This window comes from Kitasatospora sp. NPDC018058, assembly GCF_044327205.1.
GTDB lineage: Bacteria > Actinomycetota > Actinomycetes > Streptomycetales > Streptomycetaceae > Kitasatospora.
In genome coordinates this window covers 208243-229630 of the sequence record NZ_JBIRFA010000005.1, presented here as the reverse complement: position 1 = coordinate 229630, position 21388 = coordinate 208243, and the positions used below count along the sequence as shown (strand labels likewise).

Below are 21388 nucleotides of genomic sequence, written 5' to 3'. Positions count from 1 at the left end.
GTCGGGGCCAAGGTCCCCACCAGGGGTTTTCCGGCCCTCCACTAAGCTGGGGCCCATGGCTGACACGACGTACCGACTCATCCTGCTCCGCCACGGCGAGAGCCAGTGGAACCAGAAGAACCTGTTCACCGGTTGGGTCGACGTCGACCTCAACGAGAAGGGCGAGAAGGAGGCCGCCCGCGGTGGCGAGCTCCTGTCCGCCGAGGGCCTGCTCCCCGACGTGGTGCACACCTCGCTGCTGCGCCGCGCCATCCGCACCTCGCAGATCGCCCTGGACAAGGCCGACCGCCACTGGATCCCGGTCAGCCGCAGCTGGCGCCTGAACGAGCGCCACTACGGTGCGCTGCAGGGCAAGGACAAGGCCCAGACCCTGGCCGAGTTCGGCGAGGAGCAGTTCCAGCTGTGGCGCCGCTCCTACGACACCCCGCCGCCGGCCCTGGCCGACGACAACGAGTACTCGCAGGCCGGTGACGCCCGCTACGCCGAGATCCCGAGCGAGCTGCGTCCGCGCACCGAGTGCCTGAAGGACGTCGTCGAGCGGATGCTCCCGTACTGGTACGACGCCATCGTCCCGGACCTCGCCGCCGGCAAGACCGTCCTGGTCACCGCCCACGGCAACAGCCTGCGCGCGCTGGTCAAGCACCTCGACGGCATCTCCGACGCCGACATCGCCGGCCTGAACATCCCCACCGGCATCCCGCTGGTCTACGAGCTCGACGCCGACTTCAAGCCGGTCGTCGCCGGTGGCCGCTACCTCGACGCCGAGGCCGCCGCCGCCGCCATCGAGGCGGTCAAGAACCAGGGCAAGAAGTAGGCCCGAAAGCGTGAGGCCCCGCCGCCCGGTTCGCCGGGGGCGGGGCCTTCGTCGTTCAACCGGCCGGCGTGGAAGGCGAGTTGGGTTCGACCCTAAATGGTTCAGACCATTGACGGGTGGCGGCGGAGGCTCCTACCGTGAGGGCGCCGGGCCGGCGCAGGCATGCCAAGGGTTTCCCCATGTCCCGGGCCGCCGCACCCCCACGCGCGCGTCTGCGCCCCGGTGTGTTCTCCACCCGCCCCCACGGAGGAGCACCATGCGCACACGTCATCTGGTCGGAGCGGCCGTCGCCGCGCTGGCGATCCCGCTCACCCTGGCCTTCCCCGCCCAGTCCCACGGGTACATCACGACGCCGCCCAGCCGGGCCGCGCTCTGCGACGCCGACGCGAGCGCCGTCCCCTGGGACTGCGGCGAGATCCAGTGGGAGCCGCAGAGCGTCGAGGGGCCGAAGGGCTTCCCGTCCGCCGGGCCCGCCGACGGCACCATCTGCGCCGGCGGCAACGCCCGCTTCGCCGAGCTGGACGACCCACACGGCGGCGCCTGGCCGACCACGCCGGTGACGGCGGGCCAACGGCTCACCTTCACCTGGGCCTTCACCGCCCGGCACGCGACCACCGACTTCAGGTACTACCTGACCAAGCCGGGATACGACGCGAGCCGGCCGATCACCCGGGACAGCCTGGACCTGACGCCCTTCCTGACCGTTCCGTACGGCGGGCAGCAGGTGCCGAGCACGCTCAGCCACACCGCGACCCTCCCGAGCGGGCGCACCGGCCACCAGGTGGTCGTCGCGGTCTGGACGATCGCCGACACCGGGAATGCCTTCTACTCCTGCACCGACGTCCGGTTCTGACGGTCCCGGCCACCGGAACGGACCTGACCACCGGAACGGACCTGACCGCCGGAACGGATGAGGGGCACGGCCGCCGGGCGGCCGTGCCCCTGCTGACTCCTCGGCGGCGGATGCCTCAGTGGCCGCCGCAGCAGCCGCCATCCGCGCCGCCGCACTGGCAGGGCGCACCGGACTGGCAGCCGCAGCCGCAGCCCGGTCCGCAGCCGCAGCCGGCCGCGAGGACGGGCAACAGCTTCGGGGCGGGCGGCTCGACGGTGTTGTGGGCTGGTGCCGGTCGGGTCGGGTTGGCCTTCATCGAGCTCTTCCCTCCTTCTGACGGGCACACTCCTGTGCCCCCAACGTCGAGTGAAGCCGCCGATCGGAGGGAGCGTCAATGGGCGCGCAGTGGTGGGATGCGCGGAAGGCCGTGCACCCACAACACCCTCGCCGCAGGTTTACTCCCTCCCGGGGGTGAGCGGCGGTCACTACGCCCCGGCGGCCTCCGCGGCCTCGGTGGCGGCCACGAACTCGGCCACGTGCTCGCCGGTCACCAGGTACACCACGCGCTTGGCGACCGACACGGCGTGGTCCGCGAAGCGCTCGTAGTAGCGGCCGACCAGGGTGATGTCGACGGCGGTCTCGATGCCGTGGTGCCAGCGCTCGTCGATCAGGTGCGACAGTAGCTCGCGGTGCAGGCTGTCGATGGCGTCGTCGTCCTGCTCCAGCTCCAGAGCCTTGTCGACGTCCTTGGTGGCGATCACCAGACCGGCCTTGGCGACCAGTCTCTGGGCGAGCTGGCCCATCTCCAGGACGGTGGCGTGCAGGTCGGCGGGCACGGCCGACTCGGGGTAGCGCATCCGCGCGACCTTGGCGACGTGCCGGGCGAGGTCACCGCAGCGCTCCAGGTCGGCGCTCATCCGCAGCGAGGTGACCACGATGCGCAGGTCGGTGGCGACGGGCTGCTGCCGGGCGAGCAGATCGATGGCGCGGTTCTCCAGCTCGTGGTGGAGGTCGTTGATCTTCTCGTCGGCGGCGATGACGCCCTCCGCCAGCGCCAGGTCCGCGTCGAGGAGTGCGGTGGTGGCCCGGCCCATGGCCGAGCCGACCAGTCGCGCCATCTCGACCAGGCTGTCGCCGATCGAGTCGAGTTCCTCGTGGTACGCGTCGCGCATGTTCTCTCCTCAGTAGCTGTGTCGGTGGCGGTGCCGACCGGCCAGCCCGTCCGACCGTCGTTTCGGCGTTCGGGCGACCGCTGCTGGTGGCGCGAATGGTACGCGCACACCTGAGACCGTGGCGGCTGTTCGGCGCACGGTTCTCTCCCACACGGGCTGCATGGCCAACTCTGTGCCGTTCGGGCGACGACGCACGGCCGGTGCGATGAATCGGCGGCTACGTGAAGGTGAATTCTCGGCAACGCGTGGTCGATGCCTTGATCCAACCCTTGGGGAGTGGCCTGGCCGTGCGCTTACGCTGGCCACATGGACGTGAACGTGGCCGCTGCCGCTGCCTGTGCCATAGCCGGGCTCGGCGTAGGCCTCACCGCCTCCATCGCCTTCCGTTGGAGCGAGCGCGAGCAGGCCAAGGGCAGGCACGCCAACGGCAGGCATTACGGCCGGTACCAGGCACTGGGCGCCGGCACCCCGGAACCCCCGCTGCCGCCGGGGGTCGACACCGTACTCTCCGTGCTCCGCTCCTGCGCGATCGTGCTGGGCGAGGGCGACGAGGTGGTCAAGGCCAGCTCGGCGGCGTACGCGATGGGCCTGGTGCGCGGCGGCGCGGTCGCCGTGGACCAGATGCTCGCGCTGGCCCGCGCCACCCGCCGGGACGGCGAGATCCGGCAGGTCGAGCTGGAGGTGCCCCGCCCCGGAGCGGCCCGCGCGGCCGAGCCGCTCGCGGTGTCCGTCCGGGTCGCCCCGCTGGGCTCCCGACTGGTGCTGGTGCTGGTCGAGGACCAGACCGAGCGCCGTCGGGTGGAGGCCGTCCGCCGGGACTTCGTGGCCAACGTCAGCCATGAGCTCAAGACCCCGGTCGGCGCCCTGTCGCTGCTCTCCGAGGCGGTCGCCGACGCGGCCGACGACCCGGAGGCGGTGCAGCGCTTCGCCGGCCGGATGCAGGTCGAGGCGACGCGGCTGGCCAGCCTGGTGCAGGAGATCATCGACCTCTCCCGGGTCCAGGACGACCGGCTGATGGTCGACCCGGAGCCGGTCGCGGTGGACGAGCTGATCGCCGAGGCGATCGACCGCTGCCGCCAGCAGGCCGCCGCCAAGCAGATCCTGATCGCCGCCGGCGGCATCGCCGGGCTCTACCTGCACGGCAACCGCGGCCAGCTCGCCGCCGCGCTCGGCAACCTGGTGGAGAACGCCGTCAACTACAGCCCGCCCCGCACCCGGGTGGCGATCGCCACCCGCCGGATCTCCAGCGCCGCGGCGCTCGGCGAGGCGGACGGCGAGCTGATCGAGATCTCGGTGACCGACCAGGGCATCGGCATCTCCGAGAAGGACCGCGAGCGGGTCTTCGAGCGCTTCTACCGGGTCGACCCGGCCCGCTCCCGGCAGACCGGCGGCACCGGCCTCGGCCTGTCCATCGTCAAGCACGTCGCCGCCTCGCACGGCGGCACCGTGTCGGTGTGGAGCGTCGAGGGCCAGGGTTCGACCTTCACCGTCCGCCTGCCCGCCGGACAGGCGCCCGGCGACGACGAATTCGACGAGGACCGGCTCGACGAGGACCTCGACACCGAGGACCTCGGCGACGACGGACTCGACGGCGAGCCCGGCGACCACACCGCCCGGCCCGCCGCCGCACCCCGAACCGTCACCGCGGACCGTACGCACGGTACGGCCCGTTCGCTCCCCGCCGGGGAGCGGGAAGAACCCCTGACAACCACAACCCAGCGCGCCCCGGAGGCCTGATCGTGACCCGAGTACTGGTGGTCGAGGACGAGGAGTCGTTCAGTGACGCCCTCTCGTACATGCTCCGCAAGGAGGGCTTCGAGGTGGCCGTCGCCGCCACCGGCCCCGACGCCCTGGAGCAGTTCGAACGCAATGGCGCGGACCTCGTCCTGCTCGACCTGATGCTGCCGGGCCTGCCGGGCACCGAGGTCTGCCGCCAGCTCCGGGTGCGTTCCAACGTCCCGGTGATCATGGTGACCGCCAAGGACAGCGAGATCGACAAGGTCGTCGGGCTGGAGATAGGCGCTGACGACTACGTCACCAAGCCGTACTCCACCCGTGAGCTGGTCGCCCGGATCCGCGCGGTGCTGCGCCGCCGCGGCGAGGACGGCGGCGCGGGCGACAACGGCGGCGGTCCGGGTGCCCTGGAGGCGGGCCCGGTCCGGATGGACGTGGACCGGCACGTGGTGACCGTGGACGGCGCCAAGGTCGAGCTGCCGCTCAAGGAGTTCGACCTGCTGGAGATGCTGCTGCGCAACGCGGGCCGGGTGCTCACCCGCATGCAGTTGATCGACCGGGTCTGGGGCGCGGACTACGTCGGCGACACCAAGACCCTGGACGTCCACGTGAAGCGTCTGCGGGCCAAGATCGAGCCCGACCCGGGCGCGCCGCGCTACCTGGTCACCGTCCGCGGCCTCGGCTACAAGTTCGAGCCGTAAGCCGTAGACCGCGGGAACGTACGGACGCGGAGGGCCCCCACCGGTACCGGTGGGGGCCCTCCGCGTGAGCGGCCTCCCGCGGGCCCGGGAGGGCCCGCGGGAGGCGGTGTGCCGCGTCAGTGGGCGGCCGGAGCGGTCGCCGACGGGGTGGCGGGAGCGATCGGAGTGGCCGCACCGGTGGTGGCGCCGGCCGCCGGGGTGCCGGTGGCGCCCGGGACGGTGGCGCCGGCGGACGGGGTGGCCGCCGGGGCGGTCGCGACCGGGGAGGCCGGGGTGACGCTCTTGGTCGGGAGGGCCGCCGGGGTCGGGAGGGCCGCCGGGGTCGGGCCGAAGCCCGCGTAGATGCCCGCGTTCGGGCTCACGCCGGCCTGGGTGTCGACCTTCTGGCCGTCCTTGAAGGCGAAGGTGGTGGTGGCGAAGCCGCCGACGTGCGCGGAGGCCGAGGCGACGGTGGCGGACGGGTTGCCCTGGCCACCGATCGCCACCGAGCCGCCGGCCGGGACGACGATGCCGGACAGCGGAGCACCCGCGGCGTCCGCGAGGGTGGCGCTGCTGGTGCCGACGGTGATCGACTGCAGCTCGGCCGGGACGGCGGCCGTGTTGGAGATGTTGACGACCACGTTGGCGGGGCCCGTGTAGTCACCCGAGGTACCCACCCCGGTGACGACCACGATGTTGTTCAGCCGGAGGTTCGTCCCGATGGTCGCCGCCGCGTTGTCGGGCTTGATCTGCAGGGTGTCCGGCGTGTTGCTTGCGGCGCAGGACGACAGCGAGGCGATGGCGATGGCGGTGATGGCGGCGATGCTGCCGCGTCGAAGGCTGCGGCTCACGGCGGCGGCTTCTCCCTAGGTCACGTGTCGACAGGTCAGGTCTCAGATTATCGACCTCACTTATGCGCTCCTCACGGGGTGGTCCCCGTGTCGCACTCCCGGGGCCGCGCCGGGGCCGTCCGGCGGTACCGGCGTCATGTCCGGGTCACGGCGGGGACAAGCTTCGACCAAGATCGAATAACGATTGGGTCGCGGCTCGAAAGATGGCGAAAGCTCAAGATCCAATCACGGCTGCGGGGGTGTTGCGCAAGGGTTTCGTCGGACGCCGGAACCGCCTCCGACCTGCGGGAAGCCCGTCTCGAACATCGGTCGCAGCACGTCATGGGGGTCCTTGTCAAGCCCCGAGACCGGCCCTGACCTGCGAAAACGCCCTTCGGGTGCGCCGCGAGGCGTGTTATTCTGGAAAGCCACGGAAGGGGTCCTGTCACATGACGTTCAAGGTTGGCGACACGGTGGTCTACCCCCATCACGGGGCCGCGCTGATCGAGGCCATCGAAATTCGCCAGATCAAAGGTGTGGACAAGACCTACCTGGTGCTCAAGGTGCAGCAGGGAGACCTGACGCTCCGCGTGCCCGCCGAGAACGCGGAGTTCGTCGGCGTGCGCGATGTGGTCGGCCAGGAGGGTCTGGACCGGGTCTTCGAGGTGCTGCGCGCACCGTACACCGAAGAACCGACCAACTGGTCCCGTCGCTACAAGGCGAACCTGGAGAAGCTCGCCTCGGGCGACGTTATCAAGGTCGCCGAGGTTGTGCGCGACCTCTGGCGTCGCGAGCGCGAGCGCGGCCTCTCGGCCGGCGAGAAGCGGATGCTCGCGAAGGCGCGCCAGATCCTCGTCAGCGAACTCGCGCTGGCGGAGAACACCAACGAGGACAAGGCGGAGACGCTGCTCGACGAGGTCCTCGCCTCGTAGTGCAGTCGGGCTGCCGCCCACCGCTCACAGCGCCCGGTGCCGGCGCGCCGCTCCCAGGACGAAGCGTCCAGGGGTGGTGCAGTGGCACTTCGGGCGCTGAGGCGTGTCCGGACGACGCCTCCCGCCCGAGCCGGTCCAGGCCTGCAAGACCGTTTCCACGGAGTTGTGCGGCGGGCGGTGGACCGTGGTTCTTCGGAAGGGGCCCGGGCGCCCGCCGGGCACGCCAAGGCCATACCCACTTCGCCGAAGGAGTGAAACCTGAACGCCTCAGCAGCAGTCGCAGCAGCAGTGGTGCCCGCCGCCGGACGCGGTGAGCGGCTGGGGCCCGGAGCCCCGAAGGCCCTGCGGGAACTGGGCGGCGTGCCGCTCCTGGTGCACGCCGTACGGGCCCTGGCGCGCAGCCGGGCGGTCGGCCTGGTCGTGGTCGCCGCGCCCGCCGACGGGGTGGCCGAGGTGGTCGCCCTGCTGGACAGCCACGGACTGGACGGCAAGGACATCCGGGTGGTGGCCGGCGGCGCGACCCGCCAGGAGTCGGTCCGGCTCGGACTGGACGCGATCCCGGAGGACGTGGAGATCGTCCTGGTGCACGACGCGGCCCGCCCGCTCGTCCCGGTCGAGGTGGTGGACGCCGTCGCGGCCGCCGTCCGGGCCGGGGCCGAGGCGGTGGTGCCCGCGGTGCCGCTGGCCGACACCGTGAAGCGGGTCGAGCCGAACCCGGGCCGTCCCGAGCCGGTCGTCGACACGCCGGAGCGGGCCACCCTGCGCGCGGTGCAGACCCCGCAGGGCTTCGACCGGGCCACCCTGGTCGAGGTGCACGCCAAGGCGCTGGCCGAGGAGGCCGCGGGCGGCGCCGACGCCCCGGCCGTCACCGACGACGCCGGCCTGGTGGAGCGCTACGGCGGCCGGGTCGTCGTGGTGCCCGGCCACGAGGAGGCGTTCAAGGTCACCCGTCCGTTGGACCTCGTACTCGCCGAGGCCGTACTCGCCCGCCGGAGGGCCGCCGATGCCTACTGAGCCGTTGATCCCCCGGGTCGGGATCGGTACCGATGTGCACGCCTTCGAGGCGGGCCGCCCGCTCTGGGTGGCCGGACTGGAGTGGCCGGACGCCGAGTTCGGGCTCTCCGGGCACTCGGACGCGGACGTCGCCGCGCACGCCGCCTGTGACGCGCTGTTCTCGGCCGCCGGAATCGGCGACCTGGGCGCCCACTTCGGCACCGACCGCCCGGAGTGGGCCGGTGCCTCCGGGGTGAAGCTGCTCGGCGAGGCGGCCCGGCTGGTCCGCGCGGCGGGCTTCGAGATCGGCAACGTCGCGGTCCAGGTGATCGGTGTCCGGCCGAAGATCGGCAAGCGCCGGGCCGAGGCGCAGGCCGCGCTGTCCGAGGCGGCCGGTGCGCCGGTCTCGGTCTCCGGCACCACCACCGACGGTCTGGGTCTGACCGGTCGGGCCGAGGGGCTGGCCGCGATCGCCACCGCCCTGGTGTACGAACGGCGTTGAGCGGGGTGTCGGTCGGCGGGGCGGAAATACCCGACTGCTGACGGGTGTTCACCGGGTGCTGCGGGGCTCGGATCGATAGTGTGCGAGACGGGCCCGCGCGGAGCTCGCCCCGGGTCCGGGTCCGGGTCCGTACCGCCGCCGACGAGAAGAGGTTTCCGATGGGAGTAGAACTTTCCGACAAGGCCAAGGCGTTGCTCGACGGCAAGAGCTTCGCCGTGATCTCCACGATCCAGCCCGACGGCAGCCCCCAGTCCTCCGTGGTCTGGGTCAAGCGGGACGGCGACGACATCCTGTTCTCCACGGTCGAGGGCCGCCGCAAGCACCTCAACCTGGTGAAGGACCCGCGTGTCTCGCTGGTGATCAACCCGCCGGAGAGTCCGTACGAGTACCTGGAGGCGCGCGGCTCGGTGACGATGACCACCGAGGGCGGCCGGGAGCTGATCAACGAGCTGGCCGCCAAGTACCGCGGCGTGGACGCCTACACCTGGGACGGCCCGGACGACGTCCGGGTGGTCGTCCGGCTCAGCCCGCGCAAGGTGGTCGGCGGCATCTGACCGGCACGGCCGAGTCGCGTTTCCCCGGGGATGCGGCCCGTCATTCCCGGGGAATGTCGCGGGGCACCCCCCGCTGCCCACTACGCTTGACGCTGTGAGCATTCGTCTGTACGACACCAGCACCCGCCAGGTACGCGACTTCGTCCCGCTTGTACCGGGTTGTGTCTCGATCTACCTGTGCGGCGCTACCGTCCAGTCGGCGCCACACATCGGGCACGTCCGGTCCTACCTCAACTTCGACATCATGCAGCGGTGGTTCGCCTACCGCGGCTACCAGGTGACCTTCGTCCGCAACGTCACCGACATCGACGACAAGATCATCGCCAAGGAGCGCGAGCTCGGCACGCCGTGGTGGCAGATCGGGTACGAGAACGAGCGCGCCTTCAACGAGGGTTACAACGCGCTCGGCTGCCTGCCGCCGACCGTCGAGCCGCGGGCCACCGGGCACATCCCCGAGATGATCGAGATGATGCAGGGGCTCATCGAGAAGGGCCACGCCTACGCGGCCGACGGCAACGTCTACTTCGACGTGAAGTCGTACCCCGACTACCTCGCGCTCTCCAACCAGAAGCTGGACGACCTGCGCCAGCCCGAGGGCGAGGGCGAGACCGGCAAGCGCGACCAGCGCGACTTCGCGATGTGGAAGACCGCCAAGCCGGGCGAGCCGAGCTGGGAGACCCCGTGGGGTCGCGGCCGTCCGGGCTGGCACCTGGAGTGCTCGGCGATGGCCCACAAGTACCTGGGCCCGGCCTTCGACATCCACGGCGGCGGGCTGGACCTGATCTTCCCGCACCACGAGAACGAGATCGCCCAGTCCAAGGCCTACGGCGACGACTTCGCCGCCTTCTGGGCGCACAACGCCTGGGTCACCATGGCCGGCGAGAAGATGAGCAAGTCGCTGGGCAACTCGGTGCTGGTCTCCGAGATGGTCCAGCGCTGGCGGCCGATCGTGCTCCGCTACTACCTGGGCGCCCCGCACTACCGCTCGATGATCGAGTACAGCGAGGAGTCGCTGCGCGAGGCCGAGGCCGGGTTCGGCCGGATCGAGGGCTTCATCCAGCGCGCCGTCGAGCGCTGCGGCGAGATCGACGCGGCGCCCGAGGTGCCGCCGGCCTTCGCCGAGGCGATGGACGACGACTTCGGCGTGCCGCAGGCGCTCGCCGTCGTCCACACCGCCGTCCGCCAGGGCAACAGCGCCCTGAACGCGGACGACAAGGAGAGCGTGGTGGCGCGACTGGCCGAGGTCCGTGCGATGCTCGGTGTACTGGGCCTCGACCCGCTCGACCCGCACTGGGCCGGGGCGGAGCGTGGCGAGGACCTCCACGGCGTGGTCGACTCGCTGGTCCGCTTGGTCCTGGACCAGCGGCAGGCGGCGCGCGAGCGCAAGGACTTCGCCACCGCGGATGCCATCCGCGACCAGCTCGGCCTGGCCGGGCTGGCCATCGAGGACACCCCGTCCGGCCCGCGCTGGACGGTCAACAACCAGTAACCCCATCTGACGATCGGGGTGAGGGTGGGCCGTACCGGACCGGTGCGGCCCTCCCGCATGACGTAGCGCATGCCGTCGGCCGCCGCCGCACCGAGCGGAGCGGCCGGGCATGCCGGACAGACAGGAAGTACAGCCATGGCCGGCAACAGCCAGCGCAGGAACCGCCGCAACCCCGGATCGAAGAAGGGTGCGTCTGTCGGTACCGGCGGGCACAGCCGGAAGGCGCTCCAGGGCAAGGGCCCGACCCCGCCCGGCGCGGAGCGCAAGGGCCACCCCAAGCAGCGCGCCGCCAACGCCGCGATCAAGCGCGAGCGGGACGCCAAGGCCCGTGCCGGCATGCGCCGCGCCGGGGCCGGCCGGGGCGGCCGGGGCGGTGCGGGCAGCGCCGAGCTGGTCTTCGGCCGCAACTCGGTGGTCGAGGCGCTGCAGGGCGACGTCCCGGCGAACGCGCTGTACGTCCAGCAGTTCATCGACACCGACGACCGGGTCCGCGAGGCCTTCCAGGCCGCCAACGACCGCGGCATCCCGCTGATGGAGGCCCCGCGCCCGCAGCTGGACCAGATGACCGGCGGGCTCAACCACCAGGGCCTGGTGCTCCAGGTGCCGCCGTACGAGTACGCGCACCCCGAGGACCTCCTGGTGGAGGCCTCCGACGCCGGCCAGGACGCGCTGATCATCGCCCTGGACGGGGTCACCGACTCGCGCAACCTGGGCGCCGTGGTCCGCTCCGCCGCCGCCTTCGGCGCGCACGGCGTGGTCATCCCCGAGCGCCGCGCGGCCGGCATGACCGCCGGCGCCTGGAAGACCTCCTCCGGTGCCGCGGCCCGGCTGCCCGTGGCCCGCGCCACCAACCTGACCCGCACCCTGGAGGCCTACCAGAAGGCCGGTCTGATGGTGGTCGGCCTGGCCGCCGACGGTGAGGCCGAGCTGGGCGACCTGGAACTGCTGACCGGCCCGGTCGTGATCGTCGCGGGCAGCGAGGGCAAGGGCCTGTCCCGGCTGGTCTCGGAGACCTGCGACATGCGGGTGCGGATCCCGATGTCCGGGCTGACCGAGTCGCTGAACGCCGGTGTCGCGGCGGGCATCGTGCTGTACGAGGCCGCGCGGCTGCGCGCCAAGCGCTGAGCACACCCGGTGTTCTCTCCGCAGGCGATCTTCTGAATTCTCCGCGATCCCAGTGAAAAGCGATCGGGCCCGACCGGGTCCGATCGCTTTTTTCATGATCACTTCAAGTATGCGCCGGACATCCACCCGGGAGAGTGTCCAAAGCGGCCGTCGCCCGGTTAGACGGGCGTGGACACCAGAACACCTCGGCGCCCCCTGTTCGGCGGCGGCAGTACCGGGATAGACGCGGGCCCCGGGCTCGACACCGTCAAGGTGCCGTCGGACCCGGCGCGCCTCAGCAGCACCCAGGCGAGCTTCCGGCTCCGGCTCGGCGCCCCGATGGCGCCGCTGATCGAGGCCCCGGCCGGACTGCTGTCCAGCGGCGCCGCGTTCGGCGACCCGTACGCCAACCAGGGCCTGATCCGCCGTCCGCTGGTCACCCCGCAGGTCGTCGTGCCCGCCTCCGCCGTCCCGGCGCTGGTCGGGGCCGGCGGTGCGCCGCGCCGCAAGGGCCGGGTCACCGCCGTCACCTGGACCGGCCAGGCGGCCCCCGGGGACCTCGCGGCCACCCGGCTGCTGGAGGCGGTGCGCCGGAACGGCTCCCCGACCGGCGGCGGTGTCGGCCTGGCCGAGGCGGACACCCGGGTGCTCCCGGCCTACGCCGGGGCCCGGACCGTCCCGCGCCAGCCGCGCGAGGGCGCCGGCACCGCCACCGACGCGGGCGTCGGCCCGGTCGGCGAGCCGCACGGCTGGACCCCGAGCGGCGAGCTGCCCGAGGTCTCCGCCGTCGAGGCCGAGGGCAAGCAGCCCTGGTACCCCGGCCGCCGGGTCGACCTCGGCCTGGTGCTGCTGCCGCTGCGCGCGGTGCTTGGCTCGCTCTCGGTCTACGCCGGGTTCAGCAAGCTCTGCGACCCGGTGTACTTCGACGGCGGCGAGCGCGGCTCGATGATGCGCTGGCTCTCCTCGCTGCACCCGTGGAAGGTCGCCGAGCCGCTGCTCGCGTTCGCGATGGCGCACCCGGTGGGCTCCGGCCTGGTGGTGTCGTTCACCGAGATCGTGGCCGGCGTGCTGACCATCCTGGGCCTGTGGCAGCGGCTCGCGGCCGGGGCGGCGATGCTGCTCTCCGCGGTGCTGCTGTTCACCGTCAGCTGGCGGGCCGTGCCGGTCTACGACACGCCGGACCTGATCTTCCTCGCGGCGTGGAGCCCGCTGCTGATCGCCGGGGCGCCGTTCGCCTCACTGGACGGGCGGCTCAACCTGGAGGCCTGGCGCCGCGTCGGCGCGGGCGCGCCGGGCGCGCTGCGCCGCCGGGTGCTGCGCCGGGGCACGGTGGTCACCACCGTCGTGGTCGGCCTGACCCTGCTGCTCGGCTCGATGCTGGGTGCGGCCGTTCGAACCGGTGCCCGGCCGCACCAGGCGCCGGCCCGCCCGGCCACCGACTACGGCACCCCGGTCTGGCCGTCGGGCAGCCCGTCCGGCGCCCCGGGCGGCCAGGGCACGTCCACCTCGCCCTCGCCCGCCGCCCCGCGCCCGGCCACCCCCACGCCGAGCGCGACCGCCTCGTCCAGCGCCCCCGGCGCCAAGTCGGCCACCCCCACGCCGAGCGGCAGGCATTCCGGCAAGACGGAGAACGGGGCGGGCTCCTCCCCGGCGTCGGCGGCCCCGTCCGCGGCCTCCGCGGGCGGCTCCGCGCAGGCCCAGCGCAGCACCCCGGCCGCCGGCGGCTCGGGCGCCGCGTCCAAGCCGAGCCCGAGCAGCGGCTCGGGGCTGCTCGGCGGGGTGCTGGGCAGCGGCCCGCTGGCCGACCTGTCCGGCGGTGGGAACTCCTCCCGGCCGGGGGCGCCGACGGCGACCTGACGTCCCGTCCCGTCCCCCGGCACGACGGCCGGGTGCTCCGTGGGGGAGCACCCGGCCGTCGTGCTGTCGGCGGAGTCGTGCCGTCAGCGGGAGATGTCGCGGTGCGCGGCGAGCTCCTTGGCCGCCTCGGTGAGGTCCTTCGCCGTGTCGATGGCGCGCCAGTACACGCCCTGCGGCAGCTGGTAGCCCGCCAGCCGCTTGCCGCGGGCGAGTTGGGGGAAGGTGGTGCGCTCGTGGTCGCCCACGTCCGGCAGCAGCTCGGCGAACTCCGGGCTGAACACGTACAGGCCGGCATTGATCAGGAAGGGCGAGGGCGGGGCCTCGATGAAGTCCAGCACATTGCCGAACTGGTCGGTCTCCACCGCGCCCCAGGGGATCCGCGGCCGGGCCAGCGCGAGCGTCGCGACGGCGTCCCGCTCGTGGTGGAAGGCGGCCATGTCGCGCAGGCTGAAGCGGGTCCAGATGTCGCCGTTGGTGGCGTACCAGGGCTCGTCCGGGCGGGGCAGCGCCTTGGCCGCGTACTTGAGGCCGCCGCCGCGCCCGAGCGGCTCCTCCTCGACCACCGTACGGACCCGCAGCGGCAGGTCCGCCCTGTCGAGCCACTCCTCCAGCACGTCGGCGAGGTGCCCGCAGGACACCACGACGTCGGTGACGCCCTCGGCGGCCAGCCAGGCCAGCTGGTGGCCGAGGATCGGAGTGCCCGTCCCCGGGATCTCGACCAGCGGCTTGGGGCGGTCGTCCGTGTAGGGGCGCAGCCGGGAGCCCTGCCCGCCGGCCAGGATGACGGCCTGGGTGACGGGCGTCGTGGTCGGCCGGGGCTGGTGGGACTGCGGGGACACGAGGTCGGCGGTGGGGCTGGAGTCAGCGGTCATGCCTGAACGATAAGACGCCTGCGGCGTTCTTCGTCAGCCCACCGTCGTCGACCGTCAGCCGACGACGCCCGCCGCGAAGGAGCCGTCGCAGACCGGGCGGGCGAAGGAGCGGGCTCGCTGGACGTCGCCCTGGTACTTGCGCACCGCGGCCTTGCCCAGCTCGGTCGCCAGCGAGGCGCAGTACGGCGTGAGTGAGGGCTGCTCGCGCATCGAGCGTTCCAGCAGGTCCAGCGCGGCCGACGGGTTCTTGGCGCGCAGCTCGTCCAGCAGCGCCACCCGCAGGGACTCCTGAGGGGCCAGCCCGTCCGTCTTGGTGGTGGCGGCGGCGGAACGCCCGATCCCGGCGCCGTCACCGCTGGACGCCGCCACGACCTGCTGGTCGAGCCCGGTCGGTGGGGCCCACGGGACCCGGGTCACGGCGAGGGTGCCGGTGGTCACCAGGACGACCGGCAGGGTCAGGGCGACGGTCTGGCCGATACGGCGCACAAGCTGCTTCACCCTCAGGAGAGTAGCGGTGGGTGCGGGCCGGATCGCCCTCCGTTACACCATCGAGTGACGCGGTGTCCGGGTTCGTCCCTGCACCGTGTTGACGCGGGGGTGTACGGACGGAGCCCGCCGGACCGGGGAGGGTCCGACGGGCTCCGTCGGGGTGGTTCGCTGGCGCGTCAGTCCGCGTCAGTCGCAGACGCTCAGGCGCGCACCGGTGCTGGTGGCGAAGACGTGGGTCTCCTGCGCGATCGGCACGACGTGGATGGTCTCGCCGCGGGTCGGGATCTGGCGGCCGGGCACGCGGACGACCAGGTCCTTGTCCACGCCGCCGATCTGGGTGGTGCCGTAGACGAAGCCGTCCGAGCCGAGCTCCTCGACCACGTTCACGGTCACCGCGACGCCCTCGATGCCGCCGGCCGGGACGATCTCGAAGTGCTCGGGGCGGATGCCGACGATCACCGTCTTGTCGGAGCCGGCGCCGGCCAGGTTCTCGCGCGAGATGTTGACGACCGAGCCGCCGAACTTCACGCCGCCGTCCACCAGCGGCACCTCGACCAGGTTCATGGCCGGCGAGCCGATGAAGCCGGCCACGAAGAGGTTGGCGGGCTTGTCGTACATGTTGCGCGGGGTGTCGACCTGCTGCAGCAGACCGTCCTTGAGCACCGCGACCCGGTCGCCCATGGTGAGCGCCTCGGTCTGGTCGTGGGTCACGTACACGGTGGTGATGCCCAGACGGCGCTGCAGACCGGCGATCTGGGTGCGGGTCGAGACGCGGAGCTTGGCGTCCAGGTTCGACAGCGGCTCGTCCATCAGGAAGACCTGCGGCTGGCGGACGATCGCGCGGCCCATCGCGACGCGCTGGCGCTGACCGCCGGAGAGCGCCTTCGGCTTGCGGTCCAGGTAGTCGGTGAGGTCGAGGATCTTCGCCGCCTCCTCGACCTTGGTGCGGATGTCCGCCTTGTTGACGCCGGCGATCTTGAGCGCGAAGCCCATGTTCTCGGCGACGGTCATGTGCGGGTAGAGCGCGTAGTTCTGGAACACCATGGCGATGTCCCGGTCCTTCGGCGGCAGGTGGGTGACGTCCCGGTCGCCGATCCGGATGGCGCCGCTGTTGACGTCCTCCAGGCCGGCCAGCATGCGCAGGCTGGTCGACTTGCCGCAGCCCGACGGGCCGACCAGAACGAGGAATTCGCCGTCCGCGATCTCCAGGTCCAGCGCGTCCACCGAGGGCTTGGTCGCCCCGGGGTAGATGCGGGTCGCCTGGTCGTACGTGACAGAAGCCATGGTTGTGCTCTCCTTCACCGGCAGGAACGTGCCGGACGATCCGAGTAAAGGGGGGTGGTTCGTCTCCGTCGGTCCGTCAGTGGTCTGAACCACTAAGAGAACCGACTCCCGGCGACGCTACCTGCGCTTTCGCCGCTTGTCAGCCCCCTCCGCCCCGTTTTCGGCATCGGTTCCATCACGCCCGCCCGCCCCGCCAACCCCCGGATATCCCCCCACCCCGCCACCTCGGCCCGGTAGACTGCCCCCGGTGCCGCCGTGATCCATCGCGGACGGCCACCGTGCCTCCTTAGCTCAGCTGGCCAGAGCACCGCTCTTGTAAAGCGGGGGTCGTCGGTTCGAACCCGACAGGGGGCTCTCGTTTCCACCCCGGATGAGCTGCAGGTTTGGCCTTCTGGGGGCTTTATCGCCGGCCTCGGACTTCGCGTCCGAGGCCGTTTGCGTGAGCGATGCGTGAGCGGATGGCCCGGTGAGCTGGGTGTTCGCGATGGACTGGGCAACCTTGCGCGGCCTGTTCGCCCGGGGGACGAGCCGGGCCGCCGCCTCGGCGATCGCCCGGTCGACCTGCGGGAGCAGAGTTGTGTACGTGTCCGAGGTGATGCCGATCGAGGAGTGGCCGGGCATCTCCTTGATCGAGTGCAGGTCAGCGCCCGCCGCGTGAGCGAGCGTGGCCGCGCCGTGCCGGAGATCATGCAGCCGGATTGGCGGCAGGCCGGCCTCCTCGGCCAGCTCGCGGAACCGGTCGGTCACGGCGGTCGGGTGCAGCCACTCGCCGTTCTCCTTGGTGAAGACCCGGCCGGTCTCGACCCAGGCGGTGCCCCACTTCTCTCGGTTGGCCTGCTGCCGTTCGCGGTGCGCCTCCAGGACGGCCACTGTCTCGGAGTCGAGGGCGATGGTGCGGGCGCCCGCGTCGGTCTTGGGATCGTCCTCGTAGACCGCCCAGCCGTCCACGACGAGCTGCTTCGCCACCGTGAGGAGCCCGGACTTCAGGTTGGTGTCGGCCCACCGCTGGCCGCACGCCTCGCCTCGCCGGAGCCCCCGGAAGGTGATCAGGTGGAACAGCGCGTACAGGCGGTCGCCGGCGGCCTGGTCGAGGAAGGCGCCAGTCTGCTCCGGCGTCCAGACCATCACGGGCGACGGGCGCTCGCCGGTGAGCTCCCAGTGCTCGATCCGCTCCTCCGTCCACACGAGCGGCTTGGGCCGCTTCGCGGACTCCAGCTCGACGTGGGAGGCCGGGTTGAAGGTGATGATCTGCCGCCGGATCGCGGCGTTGAGGCCCGCACGGAGCGTTGAGCGGATCCGCTGGCAGGTCGCTGCGCTGACGGTCCGGCGGAACGGCTCCATCTCGGCCATGGCAGTTTTGAGGGCCTTGCGCTGCGCGCGGAACTCTCGCCCCTTCCAGGGGATCTGCGCCAGCTCGTCGATGGCGGCGTGCCGCTGGGCGTTCGCCTCGGCGATCTCGATGTTCGCCTCCTCGATGGTCGCGAACATCTCCTCCAGGTGCCGGACCCGGAGGCGGTCGAGCCGGACGTGGCCGATTCGCGGCTTGATGTGGAGCCGGATGCTGCTCTCGTCGCGGCTGATCGCGGTCTGGCGGCCACGCTTGCCCGCCAGCCACTGGTCGAGCCACTCGCCTACCTTCAGCCGGTTCTGGAGGTCCTGCCCGGAGGCGAGCCGGCGCCGGATCTCCTCGATGTCGGGCAGCGGGGCCTTCTCGTGGGCGACCTTCTCCAGCAGGTCGGCTATCTGCGCGAGTCCCTCGGGGTCGTCCGCGTCCGGGATGTGCAGCAGCTCGCGGACCTGATCGAGATCGGCCTGGGCGGTCTTGCGGGACTCGTAGCCGGAGCGGTTGAAGGAGCGGCGTGAGCCGTCCGGGCGGTTGGGCAGCTCCTGGCGTACCGCGTAGGAGCCGTGCTTGCGGCTGCTGAGCTTCGGGCAGGCCTTACCGAGCGGCTTGCCGGTGTCGGCGTCCCGGCAGTAGCAGCGGTGGTAGGTGGAGCCTTTCATGGAGTTCCTTCCCTCATCTGGTTGTCCTCCTGCTCGTTGTCGAGGAACGCGAGGTGGCTCGGAAGCGGAGGGGGAGTCAGCTCCAGCTCGCGCATGCGACTCCTGATCGGCGCGAGTTCCGAGCGGACGGCCTGTACGAGGCGGCCGAACGTGGCATCGGCGTCGGGCGGCCAGCTCTCCCTCTGGCCCGCGAACTGGAGCTGCCACGCGTCGTGGTGCCCGGTCCGGATGCGACGCTCGACGTTCGCGTACTCGCGGAACACGGCCGCGTCTCCGTAGTCCAGGTCCTCTCCGGTGAACCAGCTGAACGCCGTCCACGGGTCTCGGCTCTCGCCCGGGAGGCAGCCGACTTGGGCGCTCCCGCCGAGCGGGAAAACCAGCTCGGCCGGCGGCGTGTCGACCGCCTTGGCGAGAACGAGTAGCTCCGGGACGGTGAGGGTCAGCCGGCGCCCGGACTCCCAGTTCGCGATGACGTTGCGCGGGATGGGGTGGCCCAGCTCCTCGCAGGCATCGGCCAGGTCCTGCGCGGTCATGCCCAGCTCCTTCCGGCGCCTGCGAACCTCAGCGATCACGACTTTCGTAATCCGTGCCGACCAAGATTCCACTTCGTCGTGTGTCATATCGACACTTTATGGCCGTGCAAGCTGCTCCTCGATCCCGCAGCTGCGGGATCCCCCGACCGGGGTCTGCCCTCACGAATGGAGACAGCTGTGCGAACTGAGACCGGAAACCAGGAGGTCATGGGCATGGGCCGGGTGGAGTTGCTCGCGTTGCCGGCCGCGATCGACCTGGACACCGCGAACCGAGCCATCGGCCTCGGCCGCAGCAAGGGGTACGAACTCGCACGACGGGATGCCTACCCGTGCCGCGTGCTGCGGCTCGGCAAGAAGTACCGGGTGATCACCGCAGATCTCCTGCGACTGCTGGGCATCGACGTCACGCCTGGCGGTGAGGCTGCGTGATGACAAGGCCGCTGGTCGGTCCACGAGGTTGTCTGCCGTGAGAGGACTGCCGCCAGAGCAGTGGATCTTCCACCAGGGCGGTCGTATCGTCGCGTCGCCCGCCGGTCGTACGGCTGCGCAACGTAGTCCATCCGCCTGCGAGTTGAGCCCACTCAGCTCGTTCACCCGAGCAAGCCGGGAATGCGACGGCCCTCGGTGCTACCAACACCGAGGGCCGGACGAAGTCCCCAGATCAGCGAATCAGTTCAACCGGTGGCAGCGCGACGGTCCAGGTCGTGCGCCCCAGCGAGGAGCTTCACCGTGAACTCTACTTCTCCGCAGCCCACACCGGGAGGCCAGGCGCAGGACTGGCCACCTGTGGCCGTCCCGGGTTTCCGACCGGCGGTCGGTCAGAACGACGTACTGACCGACCGGACTGACCGGGATGCCGGTGCTCTGACCGGTCAGGTCACCTCCGAGGCGGTCAGTGACCGGGTGACCGAGGACGCCCCGGTCATTCCGCCCACCCCAGGCGCTGAGCTTTACACAGCTGCGGCGACGCATTCGCGAACGGCCTGGCGCTGCGCGGAGTCAGCCGGCCACAACGGCCTCCGGGCCTGGATCCGATCCGTCCAGTCCCTGATTGCCTACTGGCAGCAGGACCACCGCCAGGCCGCCGAACTGGCCAGAGCGGGACTGCCGTACACGGACAGCGGGACGATCGCAGCCCGCCTGCTCAGCCTCGAAGCGCGGGCCACCGCCGCGCTCGGCGACAGCGCGAGCGCGCTACGAGCCGTGGAGGCGGCCGAGGCCGCACGGAGCGCAGTAGCCGCTGTGGATCTCCCAGGCGTGTTCACGTTTCCCGAGGCCAAGCAGTGGACCTACGCCGGCACCGCCCTCCTTGCCCTGGGTAGCCAGCGTCACGTGAACCGCGCCATCGAGGCATCCTCAAGGGCCATCGCCCTGTACGAGTCCGCACCGCAGCAGGAACAGTCCTCCGGCGACCTGCTGGCGGCCCGCCTTGACCTCGCCAACGCCCACCTCGCCCACGGGGACCTCGACGGTGTGCAGGAGAAGCTCGCGGTGGTGCTGGACGCCGCACCGGACCGGCGAACAGCGAGCATCTCCACCCGGCTTCGAGCCCTGAGCACTCGTCTCGCCGAGCCCGCCTACGCAGACTCCCCGCTCGTCCTGAGTCTCCGTGAGAATGTCAGAGAAGCCTGCTCTCGACCCGCACTCACGAACCCTCCGGAGCTGCCCCAGTGACGAGCAACACTGCACAGCAGGACGCCGCAGTCGCCGACAAGTCGATCCTCGCGAACAGCGCATACGCCGACGGACGCCACCTGGCCGCCCGCCAGTCCATCTACCGGTGGCAGCAGCCGCAGTGCGACCTGCCCGGGATCGTCGTCGAAGAACTGGCCGACACCAGCGGGATCGTCCTCGACATCGGCTGCGGCAACGGCAAGTTCGTCAGCCGCCTTCACAAGGACCGCCCGGACCTTCAGGTCGTCGGGATGGACATCTCGGCGGGCATCCTCGCCGACGTCGCGAAGCCGGTCCTGGTGGCCGACGCCCAGGCCCTGCCCTTCGCTGACGACAGCGCTGACGCCGTGCTGGCCCTGCACATGCTCTACCACGTCAGCGACATCGAGGCCACAATCAAGGAACTGGCCCGCGTTCTTCGGCCCGGCGGCATCCTCATCGCCTCGACCAACAGCGACACCGACAAGCAGGAACTGGACCAGCTCTGGGCCAGGGCCGCAGGAGACATCCTCGGGATTCCCGAGGGGCCGGCACGGGTCTCCCTCAGCTCCCGGTTCTCCCTGGAGAAGGCCTCCGGCTACCTCGGTACGGCGTTCAAGGACATCCGGGTTCGAGAGTTGCCCGGCATCATTGAGGTCACCGACTCTGCACCGATTGTCGCCCACCTGGCCTCGTACGGAGCGTGGGCCGAACAGTGCGGCGTCCCCTTCGATGAAACCGTCAGCCGAGCCGCCGAGATCGCTGCTGCGACCATCGATGTCCGAGGCTTCTTCAAGATCACGTGCCTTGGCGGGATCTTGGTATGCCAGCTGTAGGAACATGTCGTGCCTGCTCCTGCGGGCAGAGCAGGCACAACCTCCGCTGGATGGGCCTCGAATCCGTAAAACTGCAGGTCAGGCCATGTTTGGTGCTGCGCTTCGCTGCAGATGAGTTAGAGCTCAGGAAAGCGGGGGTCATCGCACTCCCTGGCTGACAGGTCTGGAAAGCCGCAGGCCAGAGCCGTTTCCTGGAGTGCAAGCCGCCGCGGGTGACCTTTGCC

General features: G+C 71.5%; 21 protein-coding genes, 1 tRNA gene and 1 pseudogene. 15 read left to right on the top strand and 8 right to left on the bottom strand.

The features are described from left to right. Nucleotides 1-55 precede the first annotated feature (55 nt). Nucleotides 56-814 (top strand): phosphoglyceromutase, encoded by a 759-nt coding sequence (locus tag ACH4E7_RS09435; RefSeq protein ID WP_355672136.1) that lies wholly within the window; start codon nucleotides 56-58, stop codon nucleotides 812-814. A gap of 256 nt (nucleotides 815-1070) precedes the next feature. Continuing rightward, the gene (locus ACH4E7_RS09430; protein WP_396248400.1) at nucleotides 1071-1667 is read left to right on the top strand and encodes a lytic polysaccharide monooxygenase; all 597 of its coding nucleotides are present in this window, start codon (nucleotides 1071-1073) and stop codon (nucleotides 1665-1667) included. Nucleotides 1668-1782: 115 nt separating this feature from the next. Here the strand turns inward: ACH4E7_RS09430 and ACH4E7_RS09425 are convergent, their stop codons facing one another. Beyond that, nucleotides 1783-1962 carry a hypothetical protein gene (locus ACH4E7_RS09425; RefSeq protein ID WP_380608515.1) on the bottom strand — a complete coding sequence of 60 codons (180 nt, stop codon included), beginning with the start codon at nucleotides 1960-1962 and terminating at the stop codon, nucleotides 1783-1785. A gap of 169 nt (nucleotides 1963-2131) precedes the next feature. Further along, on the bottom strand, nucleotides 2132-2818 hold the full coding sequence (phoU, locus tag ACH4E7_RS09420; RefSeq protein ID WP_396248399.1) for a phosphate signaling complex protein PhoU: 687 nt from the start codon (nucleotides 2816-2818) through the stop codon (nucleotides 2132-2134). Between the two features lie 306 nt (nucleotides 2819-3124). Between phoU and ACH4E7_RS09415 the strand changes: the two genes are divergently transcribed. Both ACH4E7_RS09415 and ACH4E7_RS09410 read left to right on the top strand, forming a co-directional pair. Then, on the top strand, nucleotides 3125-4555 hold the full coding sequence (locus ACH4E7_RS09415; protein ID WP_396248398.1) for a sensor histidine kinase: 1431 nt from the start codon (nucleotides 3125-3127) through the stop codon (nucleotides 4553-4555). A gap of 2 nt (nucleotides 4556-4557) precedes the next feature. Then, a complete protein-coding gene (locus tag ACH4E7_RS09410; protein ID WP_396248397.1) occupies nucleotides 4558-5253 on the top strand; it encodes a response regulator in 696 nt (231 codons plus the stop codon). Between the two features lie 116 nt (nucleotides 5254-5369). On the opposite strand, the gene ACH4E7_RS09405 is transcribed toward ACH4E7_RS09410, so the two are convergent. Further along, nucleotides 5370-6083 carry a DUF461 domain-containing protein gene (locus tag ACH4E7_RS09405; protein ID WP_396248396.1) on the bottom strand — a complete coding sequence of 238 codons (714 nt, stop codon included), beginning with the start codon at nucleotides 6081-6083 and terminating at the stop codon, nucleotides 5370-5372. A gap of 428 nt (nucleotides 6084-6511) precedes the next feature. On the opposite strand from ACH4E7_RS09405, the gene ACH4E7_RS09400 reads away from it, so the two are divergent. The 7 genes from ACH4E7_RS09400 to ACH4E7_RS09370 all read left to right on the top strand — a co-directional run bounded on the left by ACH4E7_RS09400 (nucleotide 6512) and on the right by ACH4E7_RS09370 (nucleotide 13493). After that, a complete protein-coding gene (locus ACH4E7_RS09400) occupies nucleotides 6512-6994 on the top strand; it encodes a CarD family transcriptional regulator (protein WP_030244332.1) in 483 nt (160 codons plus the stop codon). Between the two features lie 258 nt (nucleotides 6995-7252). Then, on the top strand, nucleotides 7253-8008 hold the full coding sequence (ispD, locus tag ACH4E7_RS09395; RefSeq protein WP_396248519.1) for a 2-C-methyl-D-erythritol 4-phosphate cytidylyltransferase: 756 nt from the start codon (nucleotides 7253-7255) through the stop codon (nucleotides 8006-8008). After that, nucleotides 7998-8489, top strand: coding sequence for a 2-C-methyl-D-erythritol 2,4-cyclodiphosphate synthase (gene ispF, locus ACH4E7_RS09390; protein ID WP_396248395.1), 492 nt, complete (start codon nucleotides 7998-8000; stop codon nucleotides 8487-8489). The genes ispD and ispF overlap by 11 nt, the downstream gene beginning before the upstream one ends. Before the next feature lie 158 nt (nucleotides 8490-8647). Further along, nucleotides 8648-9043, top strand: a complete 396-nt coding sequence (locus ACH4E7_RS09385) for a PPOX class F420-dependent oxidoreductase (RefSeq protein WP_396248394.1) — start codon at nucleotides 8648-8650, stop codon at nucleotides 9041-9043. 94 nt (nucleotides 9044-9137) lie between these two features. Continuing rightward, nucleotides 9138-10532 carry a cysteine--tRNA ligase gene (cysS, locus tag ACH4E7_RS09380; protein WP_396248393.1) on the top strand — a complete coding sequence of 465 codons (1395 nt, stop codon included), beginning with the start codon at nucleotides 9138-9140 and terminating at the stop codon, nucleotides 10530-10532. Nucleotides 10533-10667: 135 nt separating this feature from the next. After that, nucleotides 10668-11657, top strand: coding sequence for a 23S rRNA (guanosine(2251)-2'-O)-methyltransferase RlmB (rlmB, locus tag ACH4E7_RS09375; RefSeq protein ID WP_396248392.1), 990 nt, complete (start codon nucleotides 10668-10670; stop codon nucleotides 11655-11657). Between the two features lie 168 nt (nucleotides 11658-11825). Further along, a complete protein-coding gene (locus ACH4E7_RS09370; protein WP_396248391.1) occupies nucleotides 11826-13493 on the top strand; it encodes a DoxX family membrane protein in 1668 nt (555 codons plus the stop codon). Between the two features lie 83 nt (nucleotides 13494-13576). On the opposite strand, the gene ACH4E7_RS09365 is transcribed toward ACH4E7_RS09370, so the two are convergent. The 3 genes from ACH4E7_RS09365 to ACH4E7_RS09355 form a co-directional block, all read right to left on the bottom strand. Next, nucleotides 13577-14365, bottom strand: coding sequence for an NDP-sugar synthase (locus ACH4E7_RS09365; protein WP_396248390.1), 789 nt, complete (start codon nucleotides 14363-14365; stop codon nucleotides 13577-13579). A gap of 54 nt (nucleotides 14366-14419) precedes the next feature. Continuing rightward, nucleotides 14420-14863, bottom strand: coding sequence for a hypothetical protein (locus ACH4E7_RS09360; RefSeq protein ID WP_396248389.1), 444 nt, complete (start codon nucleotides 14861-14863; stop codon nucleotides 14420-14422). Nucleotides 14864-15040: 177 nt separating this feature from the next. Continuing rightward, nucleotides 15041-16138 (bottom strand): ABC transporter ATP-binding protein, encoded by a 1098-nt coding sequence (locus ACH4E7_RS09355; RefSeq protein ID WP_396248388.1) that lies wholly within the window; start codon nucleotides 16136-16138, stop codon nucleotides 15041-15043. 280 nt (nucleotides 16139-16418) lie between these two features. Between ACH4E7_RS09355 and ACH4E7_RS09350 the strand changes: the two genes are divergently transcribed. Continuing rightward, nucleotides 16419-16492: transfer RNA gene (locus ACH4E7_RS09350), tRNA-Thr, on the top strand. Nucleotides 16493-16654: 162 nt separating this feature from the next. Here the strand turns inward: ACH4E7_RS09350 and xerC are convergent. Then, nucleotides 16655-18142 (bottom strand): annotated as a pseudogene (gene xerC / locus ACH4E7_RS09345) (tyrosine recombinase XerC); the annotation flags it as partial. Beyond that, nucleotides 18139-18762, bottom strand: a complete 624-nt coding sequence (locus tag ACH4E7_RS09340; RefSeq protein WP_396248387.1) for a helix-turn-helix transcriptional regulator — start codon at nucleotides 18760-18762, stop codon at nucleotides 18139-18141. The gene ACH4E7_RS09340 and the pseudogene xerC, both read right to left, overlap by 4 nt. A gap of 120 nt (nucleotides 18763-18882) precedes the next feature. Here ACH4E7_RS09340 and ACH4E7_RS09335 point away from each other — a divergent pair, with 120 nt between their 5' ends. The 3 genes from ACH4E7_RS09335 (at nucleotide 18883) to ACH4E7_RS09325 (ending at nucleotide 21164) form a co-directional block, all read left to right on the top strand. Further along, complete coding sequence (locus ACH4E7_RS09335; RefSeq protein WP_360328870.1) at nucleotides 18883-19104, top strand: hypothetical protein; 222 nt, start codon at nucleotides 18883-18885, stop codon at nucleotides 19102-19104. 474 nt (nucleotides 19105-19578) lie between these two features. Continuing rightward, nucleotides 19579-20349: a hypothetical protein gene (locus ACH4E7_RS09330; RefSeq protein ID WP_396248386.1), complete on the top strand. Its 771-nt coding sequence runs from the start codon at nucleotides 19579-19581 to the stop codon at nucleotides 20347-20349. After that, nucleotides 20346-21164 carry a class I SAM-dependent methyltransferase gene (locus ACH4E7_RS09325; protein ID WP_396248385.1) on the top strand — a complete coding sequence of 273 codons (819 nt, stop codon included), beginning with the start codon at nucleotides 20346-20348 and terminating at the stop codon, nucleotides 21162-21164. Before ACH4E7_RS09330 ends, ACH4E7_RS09325 begins: the two co-directional genes overlap by 4 nt. The last annotated feature ends 224 nt before the right edge of the window (nucleotides 21165-21388 follow it).

Bases quoted from the DNA above. Each gene is read 5' to 3' on its own strand.
- ACH4E7_RS09435 (WP_355672136.1), top strand. From the start codon at position 56: ATGGCTGACACGACGTACCGACTCATCCTGCTCCGCCACGGCGAGAGC.
- ACH4E7_RS09430 (WP_396248400.1), top strand. From the start codon at position 1,071: ATGCGCACACGTCATCTGGTCGGAGCGGCCGTCGCCGCGCTGGCGATC.
- ACH4E7_RS09425 (WP_380608515.1), bottom strand. From the start codon at position 1,962: ATGAAGGCCAACCCGACCCGACCGGCACCAGCCCACAACACCGTCGAG.
- phoU (WP_396248399.1), bottom strand. From the start codon at position 2,818: ATGCGCGACGCGTACCACGAGGAACTCGACTCGATCGGCGACAGCCTG.
- ACH4E7_RS09415 (WP_396248398.1), top strand. From the start codon at position 3,125: ATGGACGTGAACGTGGCCGCTGCCGCTGCCTGTGCCATAGCCGGGCTC.
- ACH4E7_RS09400 (WP_030244332.1), top strand. From the start codon at position 6,512: ATGACGTTCAAGGTTGGCGACACGGTGGTCTACCCCCATCACGGGGCC.
- ispF (WP_396248395.1), top strand. From the start codon at position 7,998: ATGCCTACTGAGCCGTTGATCCCCCGGGTCGGGATCGGTACCGATGTG.
- ACH4E7_RS09385 (WP_396248394.1), top strand. From the start codon at position 8,648: ATGGGAGTAGAACTTTCCGACAAGGCCAAGGCGTTGCTCGACGGCAAG.
- rlmB (WP_396248392.1), top strand. From the start codon at position 10,668: ATGGCCGGCAACAGCCAGCGCAGGAACCGCCGCAACCCCGGATCGAAG.
- ACH4E7_RS09365 (WP_396248390.1), bottom strand. From the start codon at position 14,365: ATGACCGCTGACTCCAGCCCCACCGCCGACCTCGTGTCCCCGCAGTCC.
- ACH4E7_RS09355 (WP_396248388.1), bottom strand. From the start codon at position 16,138: ATGGCTTCTGTCACGTACGACCAGGCGACCCGCATCTACCCCGGGGCG.
- ACH4E7_RS09340 (WP_396248387.1), bottom strand. From the start codon at position 18,762: ATGACACACGACGAAGTGGAATCTTGGTCGGCACGGATTACGAAAGTC.
- ACH4E7_RS09335 (WP_360328870.1), top strand. From the start codon at position 18,883: ATGGGCATGGGCCGGGTGGAGTTGCTCGCGTTGCCGGCCGCGATCGAC.